This window comes from Sanguibacter hominis ATCC BAA-789 (assembly GCF_012396185.1).
Taxonomy (GTDB): Bacteria; Actinomycetota; Actinomycetes; order Actinomycetales; family Cellulomonadaceae; genus Flavimobilis; species Flavimobilis hominis.
Genome location: NZ_JAAXOW010000001.1, coordinates 1200303 through 1214593 on the forward strand (window position 1 = coordinate 1200303; position 14291 = coordinate 1214593).

The following is a 14291-nucleotide window of genomic DNA, read 5'->3' on the forward strand; positions in this document are numbered from 1 at the left end:
TCCCAGCGACGCTACCTGCGACGTCGGTAGGGGTGGAACCGACCCAGGTATGCGATCGCGGGTGTGGTCCCCGTCATTGCAGCGCCTGAGATACTGGAGCACGTGCCTGAATCAGCCTCCCCCTCCGTCGACGACGTGCCTGCGGGCGTGAACCCGGACGAGCTCGCGCGCGCTCTCGAGATCCTCGAGGCGGCGAACGCCCTGCCGCCCGAGCACCCGGACAAGGTGGCGCTGCAGCGCGCGACGGCGAAGCTCTACAAGACGGTGAAGAAGCAGCGCCGCGACGAGGCGAAGTCGGCGATCCAGGAGGCGGACCGCGCGGTCATCGAGTCGACGGCGACGGGCGCTCCGACGCGTATCGACGACGAGACGGCGGGCGTCGACATCCGGCCCGGCACGGCGACGGGCCCGTTCGCGGGTCGGCTGTCGAAGCCGCAGGGCTGCTACGTGTGCAAGGAGCCGTACCAGGACATCGACGTCTTCTACCACCAGCTCTGCCCGCGCTGCGCTGCGGAGAACCGCGCGAAGCGGGACGCCCGCACGGACCTGACGGGCAAGCGCGCCCTGCTCACGGGTGGCCGCGCGAAGATCGGCATGTACATCGCGCTGCGCCTCTTGCGCGACGGCGCGCACACGACGATCACGACACGCTTCCCGAACGACGCGATCCGGCGCTTCACGGCGATGGAGGACTCGGCGGACTGGATCCACAACCTCAAGATCGTCGGTATCGACCTGCGCGACCCGGCGCAGGTCATGGCTCTTGCCGACGACGTCGCGGCGGAAGGTCCGCTCGACATCCTCATCAACAACGCGGCGCAGACCGTGCGTCGCTCGCCGGGCGCGTACGCGCCCCTCGCGAGGGCCGAGGACGCGCCGCTGCCGTCGGGCTTCCTGCCGCCCGTGACGACCTACGGTCGATCGCACGACGCGCACCCGGCAGCGCTCGAGGCGTCGGTGCGCGCGGGTGGGCGCGACGAGGGCAAGCCGGTGTCGACCGTCGTCGACGAGTCCGTCACGGCCCCGGGCCTGCTCACCGAGCTGGCGCTGCGTGCCGGCTCGTCGTCGCTCGAGCGTGTCGCGACCGGCACGGCGATCGACGCGGGCGGGCTCGTGCCCGACCTCGTCTCGCAGAACTCGTGGGTCGACAAGGTGCAGGACGTCGACCCGCTCGAGATGCTCGAGGTGCAGCTCTGCAACGAGACCGCGCCGTTCATCCTCATCTCGCGGTTGCGCGCTGCCCTGGCTGCGTCGCCGGCCCGCCGCAAGTACATCGTCAACGTCTCGGCGATGGAGGGGCAGTTCAACCGCGGCTACAAGGGGCCCGGGCACCCGCACACGAACATGGCGAAGGCCGCCGTCAACATGCTCACGCGCACGAGCTCGCGCGAGATGTTCGAGAGCGACCGCATCCTCATGACGAGCGTCGACACGGGCTGGATCACGGACGAGCGTCCGCACACGACGAAGGCGCGGCTGCACGAGGAGGGCTTCCACGCTCCCCTCGACCTGGTCGACGGCGCCGCGCGCGTCTACGACCCGATCGTGCGCGGCGAGGCCGGCGAGGACGTGTTCGGCGCGTTCCTGAAGGACTACCGCCCGTCGGCGTGGTGACGCAGCACCCCCTCCTCCATGTCGGTCTGCGGTGCGAGAATGGCACCGGACCCGTTGCCCAGCCCGAAGGAACCGAGATGTCTACGATCACCACGCTCGACGTCACCGGCATGACCTGCGGACACTGCGTCTCCGCCGTCACGCGTGAGCTCGAGGCCGTGCCCAGCGTGAAGAACGTCAGCGTGGACCTCAACGTGGGCGAGGCGTCGACCGTCACCGTGGTGTCGGACGCCCCGCTCCCTGAGGACGCGCTGCGCGAGGCGATCGACGAGGCGGGCTACGAGCTCGCAGGCATCGCGACGCACAGCCCTGAGCAGGAGTTCAGCCACCTCGCGGACACGCGCGAGCGCGTCTACGCGGGCACCGGCATGATCGGCTCGGGCTCGGCCGTTGCCGTCGGACCGGTCGGCATCTCGCTCACCTCCCGCGAGGACGCGGACGCTGCGGTCCTCGCCGACGCCGAGGCGCCGCAGGCCGGCGGCTGCGGCTGCGGCGGGTGCGGCTGCGGCTCCTGAGCACCCCGTCGAGCGTCGTGCGCTGCGCTTACCACGCGGCCGGCGTGTGCCGGTCCTGCACCCACCTGGGTGAGCCGTACCTCGGCCAGCTCGCTGCGAAGGACGCGCACGCGCGCGCCCTCCTGAGCAAGGTCCCGAGCGCCTCGGGCGCGGTCTGGCACGATCCGGTCGCGAGCCCCGAGCAGGGCTTCCGCAACAAGGCGAAGATGGTCGTCGCCGGGACGGTCGACGCCCCGACGCTCGGGATCCTCGACGAGGCCGGTCGCGGCGTCGACCTGCAGGGCTGCGGCCTGCACGAGGAACCTCTCCGGGCGGCGCTCCCGGCCGTCGCCGCTGCGATCACCGCCGCGCGCCTGACCCCGTACGACGTCCCGTCGCGGCGCGGGGAGCTCAAGCACGTGCTGCTGACCCTCTCGCCCGACGGCGAGCTCATGGCACGCTTCGTGCTGCGTTCGACCGAGGCCGTGCCCCGCCTGCGCAAGCACCTGCCCGCGCTCATGGCGGCGCTCCCCGGGCTGCGGGTCGTCACCGCGAACGTCCAGCCCGAGCACAAGGCGGTCCTCGAGGGTCCCGAGGAGATCGTCCTGACGCCAGACGACTCGCTGCGCATGCGCGTCGGGAGCCTCGACCTGCACCTGCGGCCGCAGTCGTTCTTCCAGACGAACACCGCGATCGCGCAGGCCCTGTACGCGCAGGGGGCCGCCTGGGTCGACGCGTCCGCGCCCCGGTCCGTGTGGGACCTGTACTGCGGTGTCGGCGGCTTCGCGCTGCACGTCGCCGCGCCCGGGCGCGACGTGCTCGGTATCGAGCTGAGCGCCGAGGCGATCGGTTCCGCGCGCCGGACGGCCGCAGAGGCCGGTCTCGACGTGCGCTTCGAGGTGGGTGACGCGACGGCGTTCGCGCTCGGCGCGGACTCCGCTCCGGACCTCGTGATCGTCAACCCGCCGCGGCGCGGCATCGGTGCCGACGTCGCGAGCTGGCTCGAGCGTTCGGGCGTGCGCGACGTCGTCTACTCGTCGTGCAACGCCGTGTCCCTCGCACGCGACCTCGCAGCCATGCCGAACCTGCGCGTCGCCGAGGCGCGGGTGCTCGACATGTTCCCGCAGACGGCCCACTACGAGGTCATCACCCGGCTGACGCGCGGCTGAGCAGCTGATCCCGGCGCGCCGACCGTCGGAAAGACGGCCGGCGCACGCGGGCTCGTCACTCGCGGTCGGCCAGGTGCACCTCGAGCACCTTGATGCGTCGCGCCTCGACCTCCGCGACGCGCAGCTCGTCGTCGCCCACGTGCACGACGTCGCCCACCTCAGCGAGCCGCCCGAGCCGGTCGATCACGTAGCCCGCGGCCGTCTCGTACGGGCCGTCGACGAGAGTGATGCCCGTCTGCTCCTCGAACTCCTCGATCGTGAGCCCCGCGTCGACGGTGAACACGCCGTCGACCGCGCTCTCGAACGCTGGCTCGTCCGTGTCGTACTCGTCGCGGATGTCGCCGATGAGCTCCTCGACCATGTCCTCGAGCGTGACGATGCCGTCCGTGCCGCCGTACTCGTCAACCACGACCGCGATGTGCACCCGCTCGGCTCGCATGCGCGACATCGAGGGCAGCAGCCGGTTCGTCGACGGGAGCAGCAGGATCTCGCGCGTGAGGTCGCGCACGAGCAGCTCCCTGTCCGCGGCCAGCAGGTCGCGCACGTGCAGGAACCCGAGGACGTCGTCGAAGCTGTCGTCGATCACCGGGTAGCGCGAGTACGGGGCGTCCGCCACGACGTCGAGCGCCTGCGCGACCGTCAGGTCCGCCTCCATGAACGCGACCTCACCGCGCGGGCGCATGACCTCGCTCAGCGAGCGGTCGCCTGCAGCGAAGACGTCGTCGAGGATGCGTCGCTCCATGTCCTCGAGGCCGCCGTGGCCCGCGACGATCCCGCGGAGCTCCTCCTCGCTCATCTCCTCGTTGCGCGCCGCCGGGTCGCCGCCCAGAAGCTTGACGACGACGTCGGTCGAGCGGGACAGCGTCCACACCGCCGGGCGCATGAGCCGCGCGAACCGGTCGAGGGGTGGCGCGACGAGGGTCGCGAACTGCTCCGTGCGCTGCAGCGCAATGCGCTTGGGCACGAGCTCGCCCAGGACGAGCGAGAGGTACGCGATGACGAGCGTGAGCGCGATGAGCGCCGTCGTCTCCGCTGCTCCCTTGGACAGGCCTGCGCTCACGAAGAGCGGGGCGACGTCAGGCGCGAGCGTCGAGGCGCCGAACGCCGCCGAGAAGAACCCGGCGACGGTCACGCCGATCTGCACCGCAGAGAGGAACCTGTTCGGGTCACGCGCCAGCTGCGCCGTGCGGGCCTTGCGCCCGCCCTCCTTGGCCATGCGGTCCACCTGGGACTCGCGCAGCGAGACGAGAGCCATCTCCGTGCCGGCGAAGACACCGCCGACGAGGATGAACACCAGGACGAGGCCGGCAGAGACAAGAGTGTCCTGGTCCATCAGACCCACCCCCGCCGGCATTCGCTGGGGAGCAGGTCGTCGGTACTACAACTGTCATCCATGTGAACTAGTACAAAGAACGACCCGCGCCCTCGTCAAACTGGATGGCTCACGCGTCCGCGCCGCGGAAGCGCGCCCCCACGTGCTGCCGCAGCGCCTCGACGATCCTCACGTCTCCCGGCAGCCACGGGACCGAGTCCCACTCCTCGGGAGCGAGCCAGCGCACCAGGTCGTGCTCGACGAGAGGTTCAGGCGCGCCCTCGCGGACCTGCGCGAACCACAGCCGCATGACGTGGCGGTCCGTGATGATCCAGCCGCCGTCGTCAGGTCCGACCACCTCGCTGCCGAGCTCGACCTTCACGCCGAGCTCCTCGCAGAGCTCTCGGTGCAGCGCCTCCTCGGGCGTCTCGCCCGGGTCGACCTTCCCACCGGGAAACTCCCACATGCCCACGAGGTGCTCGGGCCGGGAGCGCCGCGCCCCGAGCAACATCGACGGCGCAGACAGGTCGTCCACGATCGCTGCGGCCACCACGAGCTTGCGGTTCATGCCCCTATCTTGCCAGGACCTCCCCAGAGATCCCATGACTTGCAGCGAGGGTCAGCGCAGGTCGAGGCCCTTCGCCGCCCGCACGGCCTCCGCGCGCGAGCTGATCCCGAGCTTCCTGTACACGCTGCGCACCTGCGACTTCACCGTGTTGCGCGTGACGTACAGCTCGCGCGCGATCTCCTCGAGAGTCACTTCCTCGTCCAGCCGCGCCAGCACCACACGCTCACGCCTCGTCAGCGTCGGCCGGGTCATGGTGTCCATCAGGGTCATGTCACTGTCCTCACTCTCACGCGCACCGGCCCCCCCGGGCGGTTGCTCTTCGTCGTGCGCGTTGCTGCTCACACGTCATGAGAGGGCGATGCCCGCAGACCATGACGCAACTCTGAGGAACTTCTTTCTGACCACGTGATACATCCGGGCTGTTCACCCGGCAGACGGCGGGCGGCGTGCCACCCACGACGCCGCGACGCCCCCCGCTAGGGTCGGCGGGAGCATCACATCGACACCAGCAGGGGAACTCATGACTACACCGGCACCGCCTCCGCCCACCGACGGACCCGATCCGCGCGACCTCGCCGTCTGCACGTCCGGGCTCCGCAAGACCTACGCGTCCCTGCGGGGACGCTCCACCGCCGTCTCCGGCCTGGACCTTCGCGTCCCGTACGGGGGCGTGCACGGGTTCCTCGGCCCCAACGGCTCCGGCAAGACGACGTCCATCCGGATGCTCCTCGGCCTCGCCAGGGCAGACGCCGGGACGATGCACCTCTTCGGGCAGCAGGTGCCCAAGGCCCTGCCCGACGTCATCGGGCGCGTCGGCGCGATCGTCGAGTCGCCCAAGTTCTTCCCGAACTTCTCGGCCCGCCGCAACCTCGAGCTCCTCGCGACCGCGATCGGCGCTCCTGACCGCGCCGTCGACCAGGTGCTCACGGACGTGGGCCTCCACGACCGGGCGAAGAGCAAGTACCGCACCTACTCCCTCGGCATGAAGCAGCGCCTCGCGATCGCCGCGACCTTGCTCAAGGACCCGGACCTGCTGATCTTCGACGAGCCCACCAACGGCCTCGACCCGGCGGGCATCCACGAGATCCGCCAGACGATGCGCCAGCTCGCGGAGAACGGCAAGACGGTCCTCGTGTCGAGCCACATCCTCGCGGAGGTCGAGCAGGTCGCCGACACCGTGTCGATCATCGGCCGCGGCCGCCTCCTCGCCGAGGGACGGGTCGCCGACATCATCAGCGCCGCCGGCGGCTCTTCCGTCCGTGTCGCGGTGCGCTCGGAGGACCACGCTGCTGCCGTGCGCGTCCTGCGGGAAGCCGGGCTCGACCTGACCGACGACGCGACGCACGTCGTCGTCCGCGGCGTCGACGACGCATCGGAGATCGCACGCAGGCTCGGTCACCACGACCTGTGGGTCAACGAGCTCGTCACCGTGAAGGCCGGCCTCGAGCAGGTGTTCCTCGAGCTCACCGCAGGCGAGGGCCCGGGGACGACGGCGGGCGCCGGCGCGCTCGCCGCCCCCCGTCCGCAGCACGCAGGCCCCGGCGCCGGCACCGGCACCGACACCGACACCGACAAGGTTCCGCCCGCACCGCCGGCTAGCCCCTACGCCCCGAGGGCCACGGACACCGAGGGAGGCGCGCGATGATCCGCCTCGTACGCGCCGAGCTCAGCCGGTCCCGCTCCCGTCTTCTCGTCTGGATCGCGCTCGTCGCGACGCTCGCGGTGACGGCGATGGTCGCGCTGAGCGTCTACTCCTCGACCGTCCCCCCGAGCGAGACCGAGCTCGCGCAGCAGACGCAGTTCTTCGAGGAGAACCTCAAGGACTGGGAGCTGAACCACGTCCAGCAGTACCAGGACTGCCTCACGTCACAGGCAGACGATCGTGAGGCCGCGAACGACCCCACGATCGACTACGCGTGCGAGAGCATCAACCAGGTGCCGACCCTCGACGACTGGCTCTACACCCAGACGGCGAGCGACGTCGCTCCGTACACGTACAGCGGCTTCCTGCAGGTGCTCCTCGGCGGCACGTTCGTCATCGGCGCGAGCCTGCTCGCCGCCGAGATCGCCACAGGAAACCTGGGGCTCTGGCTCACGTTCGCGCCGAGACGTGGCGCGGTCCTCGCGGCGAAGCTCGTCGCGGTCGCGCTCACGTCGCTCCTGTACGCGATCGTGGGCGCTGCAGCCGGCATCGCGGGCATCGCGGGCGCCGCTGCCATCAACGGCGCGCTCGACCTGACCTCCCAGCAGTGGGAGGACCTCACGCTCATGGCGGTGCGGGCGATCCTCCTGGCCGTCGCGACCGGCGTGGTCGGTGCGACGCTCGGGGTGCTGCTGCGGCACACGGCGGCCGCCCTGGGGGCCGCCTTCGGCTACCTCCTCGTGTTCGAGGCGATGTTCGGTATGGGTGTGGGCAAGCTCCAGCCGTGGCTCCTGCTGTCCAACGTGTCGGCCGTGATCGATGGCCGCAAGGAGCTGTACTGGACGGAGTGCAAGGCCGACCCCACCACCGGCGTCGAGGTGTGCACCGAGATGACCAAGGTGCTCACACAGGCGGACAGCGCGCTGTACCTGGGCGTGCTCGCTGCACTGCTGGTCCTGGCGTCGTGGCTCGTGTTCCGTCGCCGTGACGTCGGCTGACGGGCTGGCCCGCCCACCTTCGCTCCGCCTGCTGCGCGCCGAGCTCGGGCGTGCCCGCTCGCGCCTGCTCGTCCGGTGGATCGCTGTCGCGCTTCTCGCCCTGGCCGCCGTGCTCGTCGCGGAGTCGTACTCGCTGACGGCCCCGCCGAGCGCGTCGGAGCGCGCGCAGCTCGACGTCATGTACGCCGGCGACCTCGCCTGGTGGGAGGCGAACCACGAGGCGCGGTACGCGGAGTGCCTCGAGGCCGAGGACGCGATGCGCGCCGCCGAGCCCGAGCTCGATCTCTCGTGCGCGTCGTTCCTCGAGCCGCCCGTGCGGGAGGTGTGGACCGCGAGCGTGGACCTCAGCGAGCTCGTGTCCGCGCACCTGAACCGGCTGGCGCTGGTGGTCGCGGCGGGCACGTTCCTCGTCGGCGCCAGCCTCGTCGGTGCGGAGGGAGCGACCGGCGGCCTCGCGCTGCTGCTGACGGTCGAGCCACGTCGCACCCGCGTGCTCGCCGCCAAGCTGGCGAGCACGGCGCTGACGTCGCTCGCGCTCGCCGCAGCGGCCCTCGGGGCTCTCGTGTGCGCGGAGATCGCGGTGGCCGTCGCTCATGGCACGTTCGAGACGTCTGCCGAGCTCTGGCAGGCGGTCGGCTCTGTCGCTGCGCGCGGCGCCGCTCTCGCCGTCGCGTCCGGCGTCGTGGCGGCCTCGCTCGGGGCGGCGCTCCGCAGCACCACCGGCGTGCTCGGCGTCCTCCTCGGCTACCTGGTGGGGGTCGAGGCGGTCGTGTGGGGGATGTTCCCGTCGCTGCAGCCGTGGGTCGTGCGACCCCACGTCGCGGCACTCGTGAACGGAGGCTCGGAGGTGTCGTGGGACAAGTGCGGCGCCAGCCCGGTCGACGGCTCCCGCCGGTGCGTCCAGGTCGTCTACGACATCTCGACGAGCGCGGGGGCGGCGTACGTCGCCGGCCTGGCCGTCGTCGTCGTGCTCGTGACGTGGCTCATGTTCCGCAGGCGCGACGTCAGCTGACGTCCGGCCGGGTCGTCGCCTGCCAGGCAACGATCCGGTCCACGGCCTCGCCGATGACCCCGGGGTCCTGTGCGAAGGACAGGCGCACCCAGCGGGCGCCGTCGACCTCGTCGAAGTCGGTACCGGGCGTGAGCGCGACGCCGGCCTCGTCGAGCAGGCGTGCGCACCACGTCACCGAGTCGAGGCCCGCGCCGGAGACGTCGGCGTACAGGTAGAACGCCCCGTCCGCGGGCGCGACCTGGGTCCAGCCGAGCTCGTCGAGACTCTCGAGCAGGAGCGCCCGCGACGCCGCGTAGCGGGCGACGTTCTCCTGCGCTGCGGCATAGCCCGCGTCGGAGAACGCCGCGACCGCCGCACCTTGCGCGAGAGCGGGCGGGCACAGCGCGACGTTGCCCGCGAGCGCGTCGACGGGCGCGACGAGGTCGTCAGGCAGGACGAGCCACCCGAGCCGCCAGCCTGTCATCGCCCAGTACTTCGAGAACGACGAGACGACGACGGCGCCACCCTCGAGGTGGTGCACGGCGCTCGCGCCAGGCCAGCGCGCGTCGTCGTACACGATGCCGTGGTAGATCTCGTCGCTGATCAGGCGCACGCCGTGCGACGTGCACCAGGAGGCGATCTGGGCGAGCGCGGCGGCGTCGACCATCGTGCCCGTCGGGTTGGCGGGGCTCGCGAGGACGAGGCCCTCGAGCGGCGCCGCGGCGTGCGCGGCGTCGAGCTGCGCGACCGTCGGCACGTATCCCTCGGCGGGGCCGCAGCCGATCTCGACGACGTCGCAGCCGAGCGACGCGAGGATGTTCCGGTAGGCCGGGTATCCGGGGCGGACGAGCGCGACGCGGTCGCCGACGTCGAACGCGGCGAGGAACGCGAGCATGAACCCGCCTGACGACCCGGTCGTCACGGCGACGCGCGACGGGTCGACGTCGGTCCCGTACCAGCGGCCGTAGTGCGCGGCGATCGCGCGGCGCAGGGCGGGCGAGCCCATCGCCTCGGTGTAGCCGAGGCTGCCCGTCGCGAGGATCTCCTGGGCGAGGTCGCGCACCGCGTCGGACGCGCCCGTCGTCGGCTCGCCGACGCACAGGTTGATGATCGACTGTCCCGCGGCGCGGCGGGCGTTGGCCGCGGCGACGATCTCCATGACGGCGAAGGCGGGGACGGCGGCCCGGCGAGCGATCTTCATGCGTCCATCCTGCCTCGCGCGGCCGATCGCTCGCCCTCATGCCCGAGTCGCGCATCCACGGGATACATCGGTAGCCCCTCCCGCCTGTCACCGAGGCTGTCGGGCGAGCCCGGTTCGGATCTCCGCCATGAGACCGTCGACCGCTGCCTCGACCTCGTCGAGACAGAGCTCGAAGTCCTCGGGCCCGCCGTACCAGGGGTCGGCGACGTCGAGGTCGCTGTCACGCCGGGGAGCTGGGGCGGCCGGGTCGAGCGAGCGGAACATGTGCACGCGGTCGGCGGCGTCGGGTGCAAGACGGCGCAGGGTCGCGGCATGGTGGGCCGTCATCGCGAGGACGAGGTCCCGTTCACCGATCTCGTCGGGCCGCACGCGACGCGCCCGGTGCGCGTCGACGTCGTCCCCCGCATAGCCGCGGCGCGCGAGCGCCGTGCGGGCGCGTCGGTCGATCGGGTTGCCGTGCTCCTCCGAGCTGATGCCGGTCGAGTCGACGACGACGCGGTCGTCCAGACCGTGCTCGCGCAGCCGCGCGCGCAGCACGATCTCCGCCATGGGGGACCGGCAGATGTTGCCCGTGCAGACCATCATCACGCGCAGCGGGCCGCCCCGGGTGAGCGCTGGGCCGTCGGTCGAGAAGGGGTTCGCGCTGGTCATGGACACCATCCTCGCCCATCGAAGAAAAAGCCGTGCGAGGCCTCCGGAGCAGGCGTAGCGTCGCTCGCACGTAGGGAAAGGAGGTGGTCCACGAGATGAAGTACTCCAGGACTCTCGAGGTGGTCGCCGGCTGACTGCCGGCCCGACCGGACGGTCCGCCAATCCCAGGCGGCCACCGGGACCCGTGGGGGTGCGGACCAGTCCACCGCACCAGCGCAGAGCGCGCGACCCACGGGTCCTTTCACGTCTTCACACGGACGTCGCCGCACTTTTGCCCGCGCGACGTCGGGGCACCGCTCGCAGGTCGGCTCCTTGTCAGAGGGCGCCGATACGTTAGCGCTATGACTCAGATCACAGCCTCCATGGTCACGTTCGACTGTTCCGACGCCGTCGCGCTCGCGCGCTGGTGGGCGGGGGTCACCGCCGGCACGATCGAGAACGAGGACGAGTGGTTCACGGTCGTGACCTACGGCGACGCGAGCCCGAACCTCGGCTTCCAGAAGGTCCCGGACCCGACGCCCGGGAAGAACCGCGTGCACCTCGACTTCCACGTCGAGGACCGCGAGGCGGAGGTCGCGCGGTTCGTCGAGGCTGGCGCGACCGTCGTCGGGGTCCGCGAGGAGGGCGGATTCACGTGGACCACGCTCGCCGACCCGGACGGGAACCAGTTCTGCCTCGCCTGACCGTGGGGCTTTCCACCGATAAATGAGTGGCCCGTCGCACACGGGCCGCGACAGACTCGGGGAGTCCTCGAGAACGAGGACTCCCCCCATCTACCAGGAGAGATACGTCATGTCCGTATTCCGCAGCGGGCGCTCGCTCAGGGCACCCGTCACCTCGGTCACCCAGCGCTACAGGCGCGCGGCCGTGCCGGACGGCGACCCGATGTCGCACGACCAGCGCACCGCGGTCGACATCTACCAGGCGAACCGCCCGATGCCGAACCTGATCATCCGATGAGGCGCACACCGATCCACACCCACCTTTGAAGGGGCCGACGCACCGTCGGCCCCTTCGTCGTTCCCGGGCTTCTCAGACGAGCTCGAGGCCGCGCGCCTCTTCGACGAGCGCCTCGAGGAGCGCCTCGACCGCGGCACCCGGCTCGTGCCGGCTCTTCCGGTGCCGGGCGACGATGCGGCGGCTGCCGAGCCCCGGGAGCGACACGACCTCGACCCCCTCAGGGATGCCGGACTGCAGCGCAAGCGCAGGCAGCAGCGCGGGGCCGTCGCCTGCGGCGACGAGCGTGAGCGCGATGTCGAAGTCGAAGAACGTGTGCCGCATCTGCAGCTCGACACCGAGCGCCTGCGCGACGCGCCCGAGGGCGCGCGCAGCCGCCGTCGACGGGTCTGGAGCGACCCAGCGCACGTCGGCGAGGTCGTGGAGCGAGGTCGGCGTCGGGAACGACGACGGGATGACGAGCCGCCACGGCTCGTCGAGGATCGGGATCTCACGCTGGCCGCGCGGGATGTTCGGCGCGGTGTCCTCGTCGCGCTCGTGCAGGACGACGTCGACCTCGCCCGCGCGCAGCGCGCGCAGCGCCTCCGCGTACTCCATCTCGCGGACGTGCGGCTCGACGCCCGGAGCGGACTCACGCAGCTTGAGGATCGCCGGGACGAGCGCCGCGATCGTGACCGTCTGGAAGGACGCGACCGTGACCGTCCCGCTCGCTCCGTCACCCGCCGCGGCGAGACGCTTGCGGGCCGTGACGAGCTCCGCCTCGATGTGCTCGGCTGCCTCAGCGAGGATGCGGCCCGCCTGCGTCAGGGTGACGCCGCGCGGCCCGCGATCGAGCACGGTGACACGCTCCTCGGCCTCAAGCCGGGCAATCTGCTGAGACACCGCAGAAGGGGTCACATGCAGCAGGTCTGCGGCCGCCAGGACGCCTCCAGCCCTGTGCACGGCCAAGAGGAAGGCAAGTCTCTTCGGGTCTGCGGTCATGTAGCAACACTACACTGGGTATCAAAGAAGATTCAATTGTGCTTAAGCAGATTCGCGGTCAAGATAGAGGTGTTCCTCCACCGGGACGACAGAGATAAGGAGCAGAGAGATGACCGCCGCACAGCACTCCATCGCCAAGGCCGCACGTTGGTTCAAGCGTCGGGCCACGGCTACGTCGTGGGTCCACGGAGAGCACCTGCGGATCAGCCCGGCCATCACGATGCACCAGGAGCCGTTCACCGGGATGAACGTGCGCTGACGCGCACCTTCACACAGGGCCGCGGGACCCCCGCCCGCGCCGCCCACGAGAGCCGCGACCACATGGTCGCGGCTTTTTCGTACCCTCGGCACCCCGGACGCGCACCCCGCCCTTCGCGAGGCAGGCCCTGCCGTCTGAGGTAGGGGCCTCCACGCCGAACAGGGCCGTGCAGGGCCCTACCTCACACGGGCGGCCCTACCTCGCGCGCAGGGCCCTACCTCGGGACCGGCCCCCACCTCGGGACCGGCCCCACCTCGCGTGCGGGCGCACCCTGGCGGGCGGCGCTGCTCGGCGCCGCCCGCCAGGGTCAGGCGAGGCCCAGGATCTCCTCGATCGGGCCAGTCATGAGGTCGGCGCCCTTGATCCGCGCAGTCTCCTCGCTGCCGAGGACGACGCGCTTCCCGTCGGGCTGCTGCAGCTGCGACGCCCCGCCCGTCGGCCCGAGGGGCACCACGATCTGCTCGCGCGCGGCCGTGTAGGTCGCGGTCGGGTTCTCACCGGCGATGAGCGAGCGGATGTTGGCGGCCGCCACGTGCGCGTGGGCGATGGCCGCCTGTGCGCGCTTGGACTCGGGGACGTCCGTGACGTCGCCGACCGCGAACACCGTCTCGAAGCCCTCGACCTGCATCGTGGGCTGGACGGCGAGCCGGCCGTCGCCGCGGCGCACGTTCGCGAACGCGGCGTCGAGGTAGTCGGACTCCTGCTGGTTGCCGAAGCACCGGAACCACATCTGCGCGTCGATGCGCTGCCCGTCGGTCGTGTGGACGGTGAAGTCGTGCAGCGTGCCGACGTCGCCGGACGGCCAGTAGGCGAGCTGCCGCCCGAGGATGAAGTGCACGCCTGCGGCCTCGAGCTGCTCGTGGAGCGCGGTGCGGAACTCGGGCAGGTAGGCGGGGCTCGGGAGGATGTCGAACTCTCGCTCGACCATCGTGATGTTGAGGTGCGGGAACGCGTGCAGCAGCTCGCCGGCGAGCTCGACGCCCACGGGCCCGCCGCCGACGAGAAGGACGTCGCGCGTCACCGCGAGCGCCTCCCGCAGCCGCGCGAGACGCGAGCGCGCGACCCAGGCCTGCTGCTCGATGTACTTGGCGGGGAACGGGTACGTGGTGCCGGTCGCGAGGACGAGGTAGTCGGCGTCGAGCGTCGAGACGGGCGAGATCCGCACCTGGGTCGGCGTGACGAGCCGCGCGGTGTCGTGGATGACGCGGCCGCGCTCGAGCAGCTTGTCGTAGGAGTGGAAGACCTTGTCCTCCCACGCCTCGTCGACGGTGGCGCGCAGCGTCGCGACCGCGTGGACGAAGTGGTCCTTCGGCTCGACGACGGTGACATCGGCGACCGCGTCGAGCTCGCGTGCGACGGTGGCGCCGGCGTAGCCTCCGCCGACGACGACGACGCGAGGCTCGCGGGGGGCGTCGGCCGGTGCGGACTGGGTGGCAGGTGCGAGCTCGGACATC

The 14291-nt window shown here is 71.4% G+C and carries 16 protein-coding genes; 9 read left to right on the forward strand and 7 right to left on the reverse strand.

All coding sequences use genetic code 11. From position 1 onward, the window contains the following. Nucleotides 1–102: 102 nt before the first annotated feature. From HF995_RS05475 to rlmC, 3 genes are all read left to right on the forward strand, one after another. Nucleotides 103–1614 carry an SDR family NAD(P)-dependent oxidoreductase gene (locus HF995_RS05475; protein ID WP_350308741.1) on the forward strand — a complete coding sequence of 504 codons (1512 nt, stop codon included), beginning with the start codon at nucleotides 103–105 and terminating at the stop codon, nucleotides 1612–1614. Between the two features lie 77 nt (nucleotides 1615–1691). Continuing rightward, a complete protein-coding gene (locus HF995_RS05480; protein ID WP_168446736.1) occupies nucleotides 1692–2129 on the forward strand; it encodes a heavy-metal-associated domain-containing protein in 438 nt (145 codons plus the stop codon). Nucleotides 2130–2146: 17 nt separating this feature from the next. Next, on the forward strand, nucleotides 2147–3277 hold the full coding sequence (gene rlmC, locus HF995_RS05485; RefSeq protein ID WP_168447005.1) for a 23S rRNA (uracil(747)-C(5))-methyltransferase RlmC: 1131 nt from the start codon (nucleotides 2147–2149) through the stop codon (nucleotides 3275–3277). A gap of 55 nt (nucleotides 3278–3332) precedes the next feature. On the opposite strand, the gene HF995_RS05490 is transcribed toward rlmC, so the two are convergent. From HF995_RS05490 to HF995_RS05500, 3 genes are all read right to left on the reverse strand, one after another. Continuing rightward, nucleotides 3333–4610: a hemolysin family protein gene (locus HF995_RS05490; protein WP_168446737.1), complete on the reverse strand. Its 1278-nt coding sequence runs from the start codon at nucleotides 4608–4610 to the stop codon at nucleotides 3333–3335. Nucleotides 4611–4719: 109 nt separating this feature from the next. After that, the gene (locus HF995_RS05495) at nucleotides 4720–5157 is read right to left on the reverse strand and encodes a (deoxy)nucleoside triphosphate pyrophosphohydrolase (protein WP_168446738.1); all 438 of its coding nucleotides are present in this window, start codon (nucleotides 5155–5157) and stop codon (nucleotides 4720–4722) included. Nucleotides 5158–5208: 51 nt separating this feature from the next. Continuing rightward, nucleotides 5209–5427, reverse strand: coding sequence for a helix-turn-helix domain-containing protein (locus tag HF995_RS05500; RefSeq protein WP_168446739.1), 219 nt, complete (start codon nucleotides 5425–5427; stop codon nucleotides 5209–5211). Nucleotides 5428–5677: 250 nt separating this feature from the next. On the opposite strand from HF995_RS05500, the gene HF995_RS05505 reads away from it, so the two are divergent. Genes HF995_RS05505 through HF995_RS05515 form a run of 3 tightly spaced genes read left to right on the forward strand, consistent with a single transcriptional unit; the run spans nucleotide 5678 to nucleotide 8809 of the window. Continuing rightward, the gene (locus HF995_RS05505; protein WP_168446740.1) at nucleotides 5678–6802 is read left to right on the forward strand and encodes an ATP-binding cassette domain-containing protein; all 1125 of its coding nucleotides are present in this window, start codon (nucleotides 5678–5680) and stop codon (nucleotides 6800–6802) included. Further along, nucleotides 6799–7797, forward strand: coding sequence for a DUF2705 family protein (locus tag HF995_RS05510; RefSeq protein ID WP_168446741.1), 999 nt, complete (start codon nucleotides 6799–6801; stop codon nucleotides 7795–7797). Before HF995_RS05505 ends, HF995_RS05510 begins: the two co-directional genes overlap by 4 nt. Further along, nucleotides 7784–8809: a hypothetical protein gene (locus HF995_RS05515; RefSeq protein ID WP_168446742.1), complete on the forward strand. Its 1026-nt coding sequence runs from the start codon at nucleotides 7784–7786 to the stop codon at nucleotides 8807–8809. The genes HF995_RS05510 and HF995_RS05515 overlap by 14 nt, the downstream gene beginning before the upstream one ends. On the opposite strand, the gene HF995_RS05520 is transcribed toward HF995_RS05515, so the two are convergent. After that, a complete protein-coding gene (locus tag HF995_RS05520; protein WP_168446743.1) occupies nucleotides 8802–9989 on the reverse strand; it encodes a pyridoxal phosphate-dependent aminotransferase in 1188 nt (395 codons plus the stop codon). The two genes, HF995_RS05515 and HF995_RS05520, sit on opposite strands and share 8 nt — an antisense overlap. Before the next feature lie 87 nt (nucleotides 9990–10076). Next, complete coding sequence (locus tag HF995_RS05525) at nucleotides 10077–10640, reverse strand: low molecular weight protein-tyrosine-phosphatase (protein ID WP_168446744.1); 564 nt, start codon at nucleotides 10638–10640, stop codon at nucleotides 10077–10079. A 341-nt stretch (nucleotides 10641–10981) separates the two neighbouring features. On the opposite strand from HF995_RS05525, the gene HF995_RS05530 reads away from it, so the two are divergent. Both HF995_RS05530 and HF995_RS05535 read left to right on the forward strand, forming a co-directional pair. Further along, a complete protein-coding gene (locus HF995_RS05530; RefSeq protein WP_168446745.1) occupies nucleotides 10982–11323 on the forward strand; it encodes a VOC family protein in 342 nt (113 codons plus the stop codon). Nucleotides 11324–11432: 109 nt separating this feature from the next. Then, a complete protein-coding gene (locus HF995_RS05535) occupies nucleotides 11433–11600 on the forward strand; it encodes a hypothetical protein (protein WP_168446746.1) in 168 nt (55 codons plus the stop codon). A gap of 72 nt (nucleotides 11601–11672) precedes the next feature. Here HF995_RS05535 and HF995_RS05540 read toward each other — a convergent pair whose 3' ends face one another. Further along, nucleotides 11673–12578 carry a LysR family transcriptional regulator gene (locus tag HF995_RS05540; protein WP_168446747.1) on the reverse strand — a complete coding sequence of 302 codons (906 nt, stop codon included), beginning with the start codon at nucleotides 12576–12578 and terminating at the stop codon, nucleotides 11673–11675. A 109-nt stretch (nucleotides 12579–12687) separates the two neighbouring features. Here HF995_RS05540 and HF995_RS05545 point away from each other — a divergent pair, with 109 nt between their 5' ends. Beyond that, the gene (locus tag HF995_RS05545) at nucleotides 12688–12837 is read left to right on the forward strand and encodes a hypothetical protein (RefSeq protein WP_168446748.1); all 150 of its coding nucleotides are present in this window, start codon (nucleotides 12688–12690) and stop codon (nucleotides 12835–12837) included. 307 nt (nucleotides 12838–13144) lie between these two features. Here the strand turns inward: HF995_RS05545 and HF995_RS05550 are convergent, their stop codons facing one another. Beyond that, entirely contained in the window at nucleotides 13145–14290 is a 1146-nt protein-coding gene (locus HF995_RS05550; RefSeq protein WP_168446749.1) for an FAD-dependent oxidoreductase, read from the reverse strand. Nucleotide 14291 lies beyond the last annotated feature (1 nt).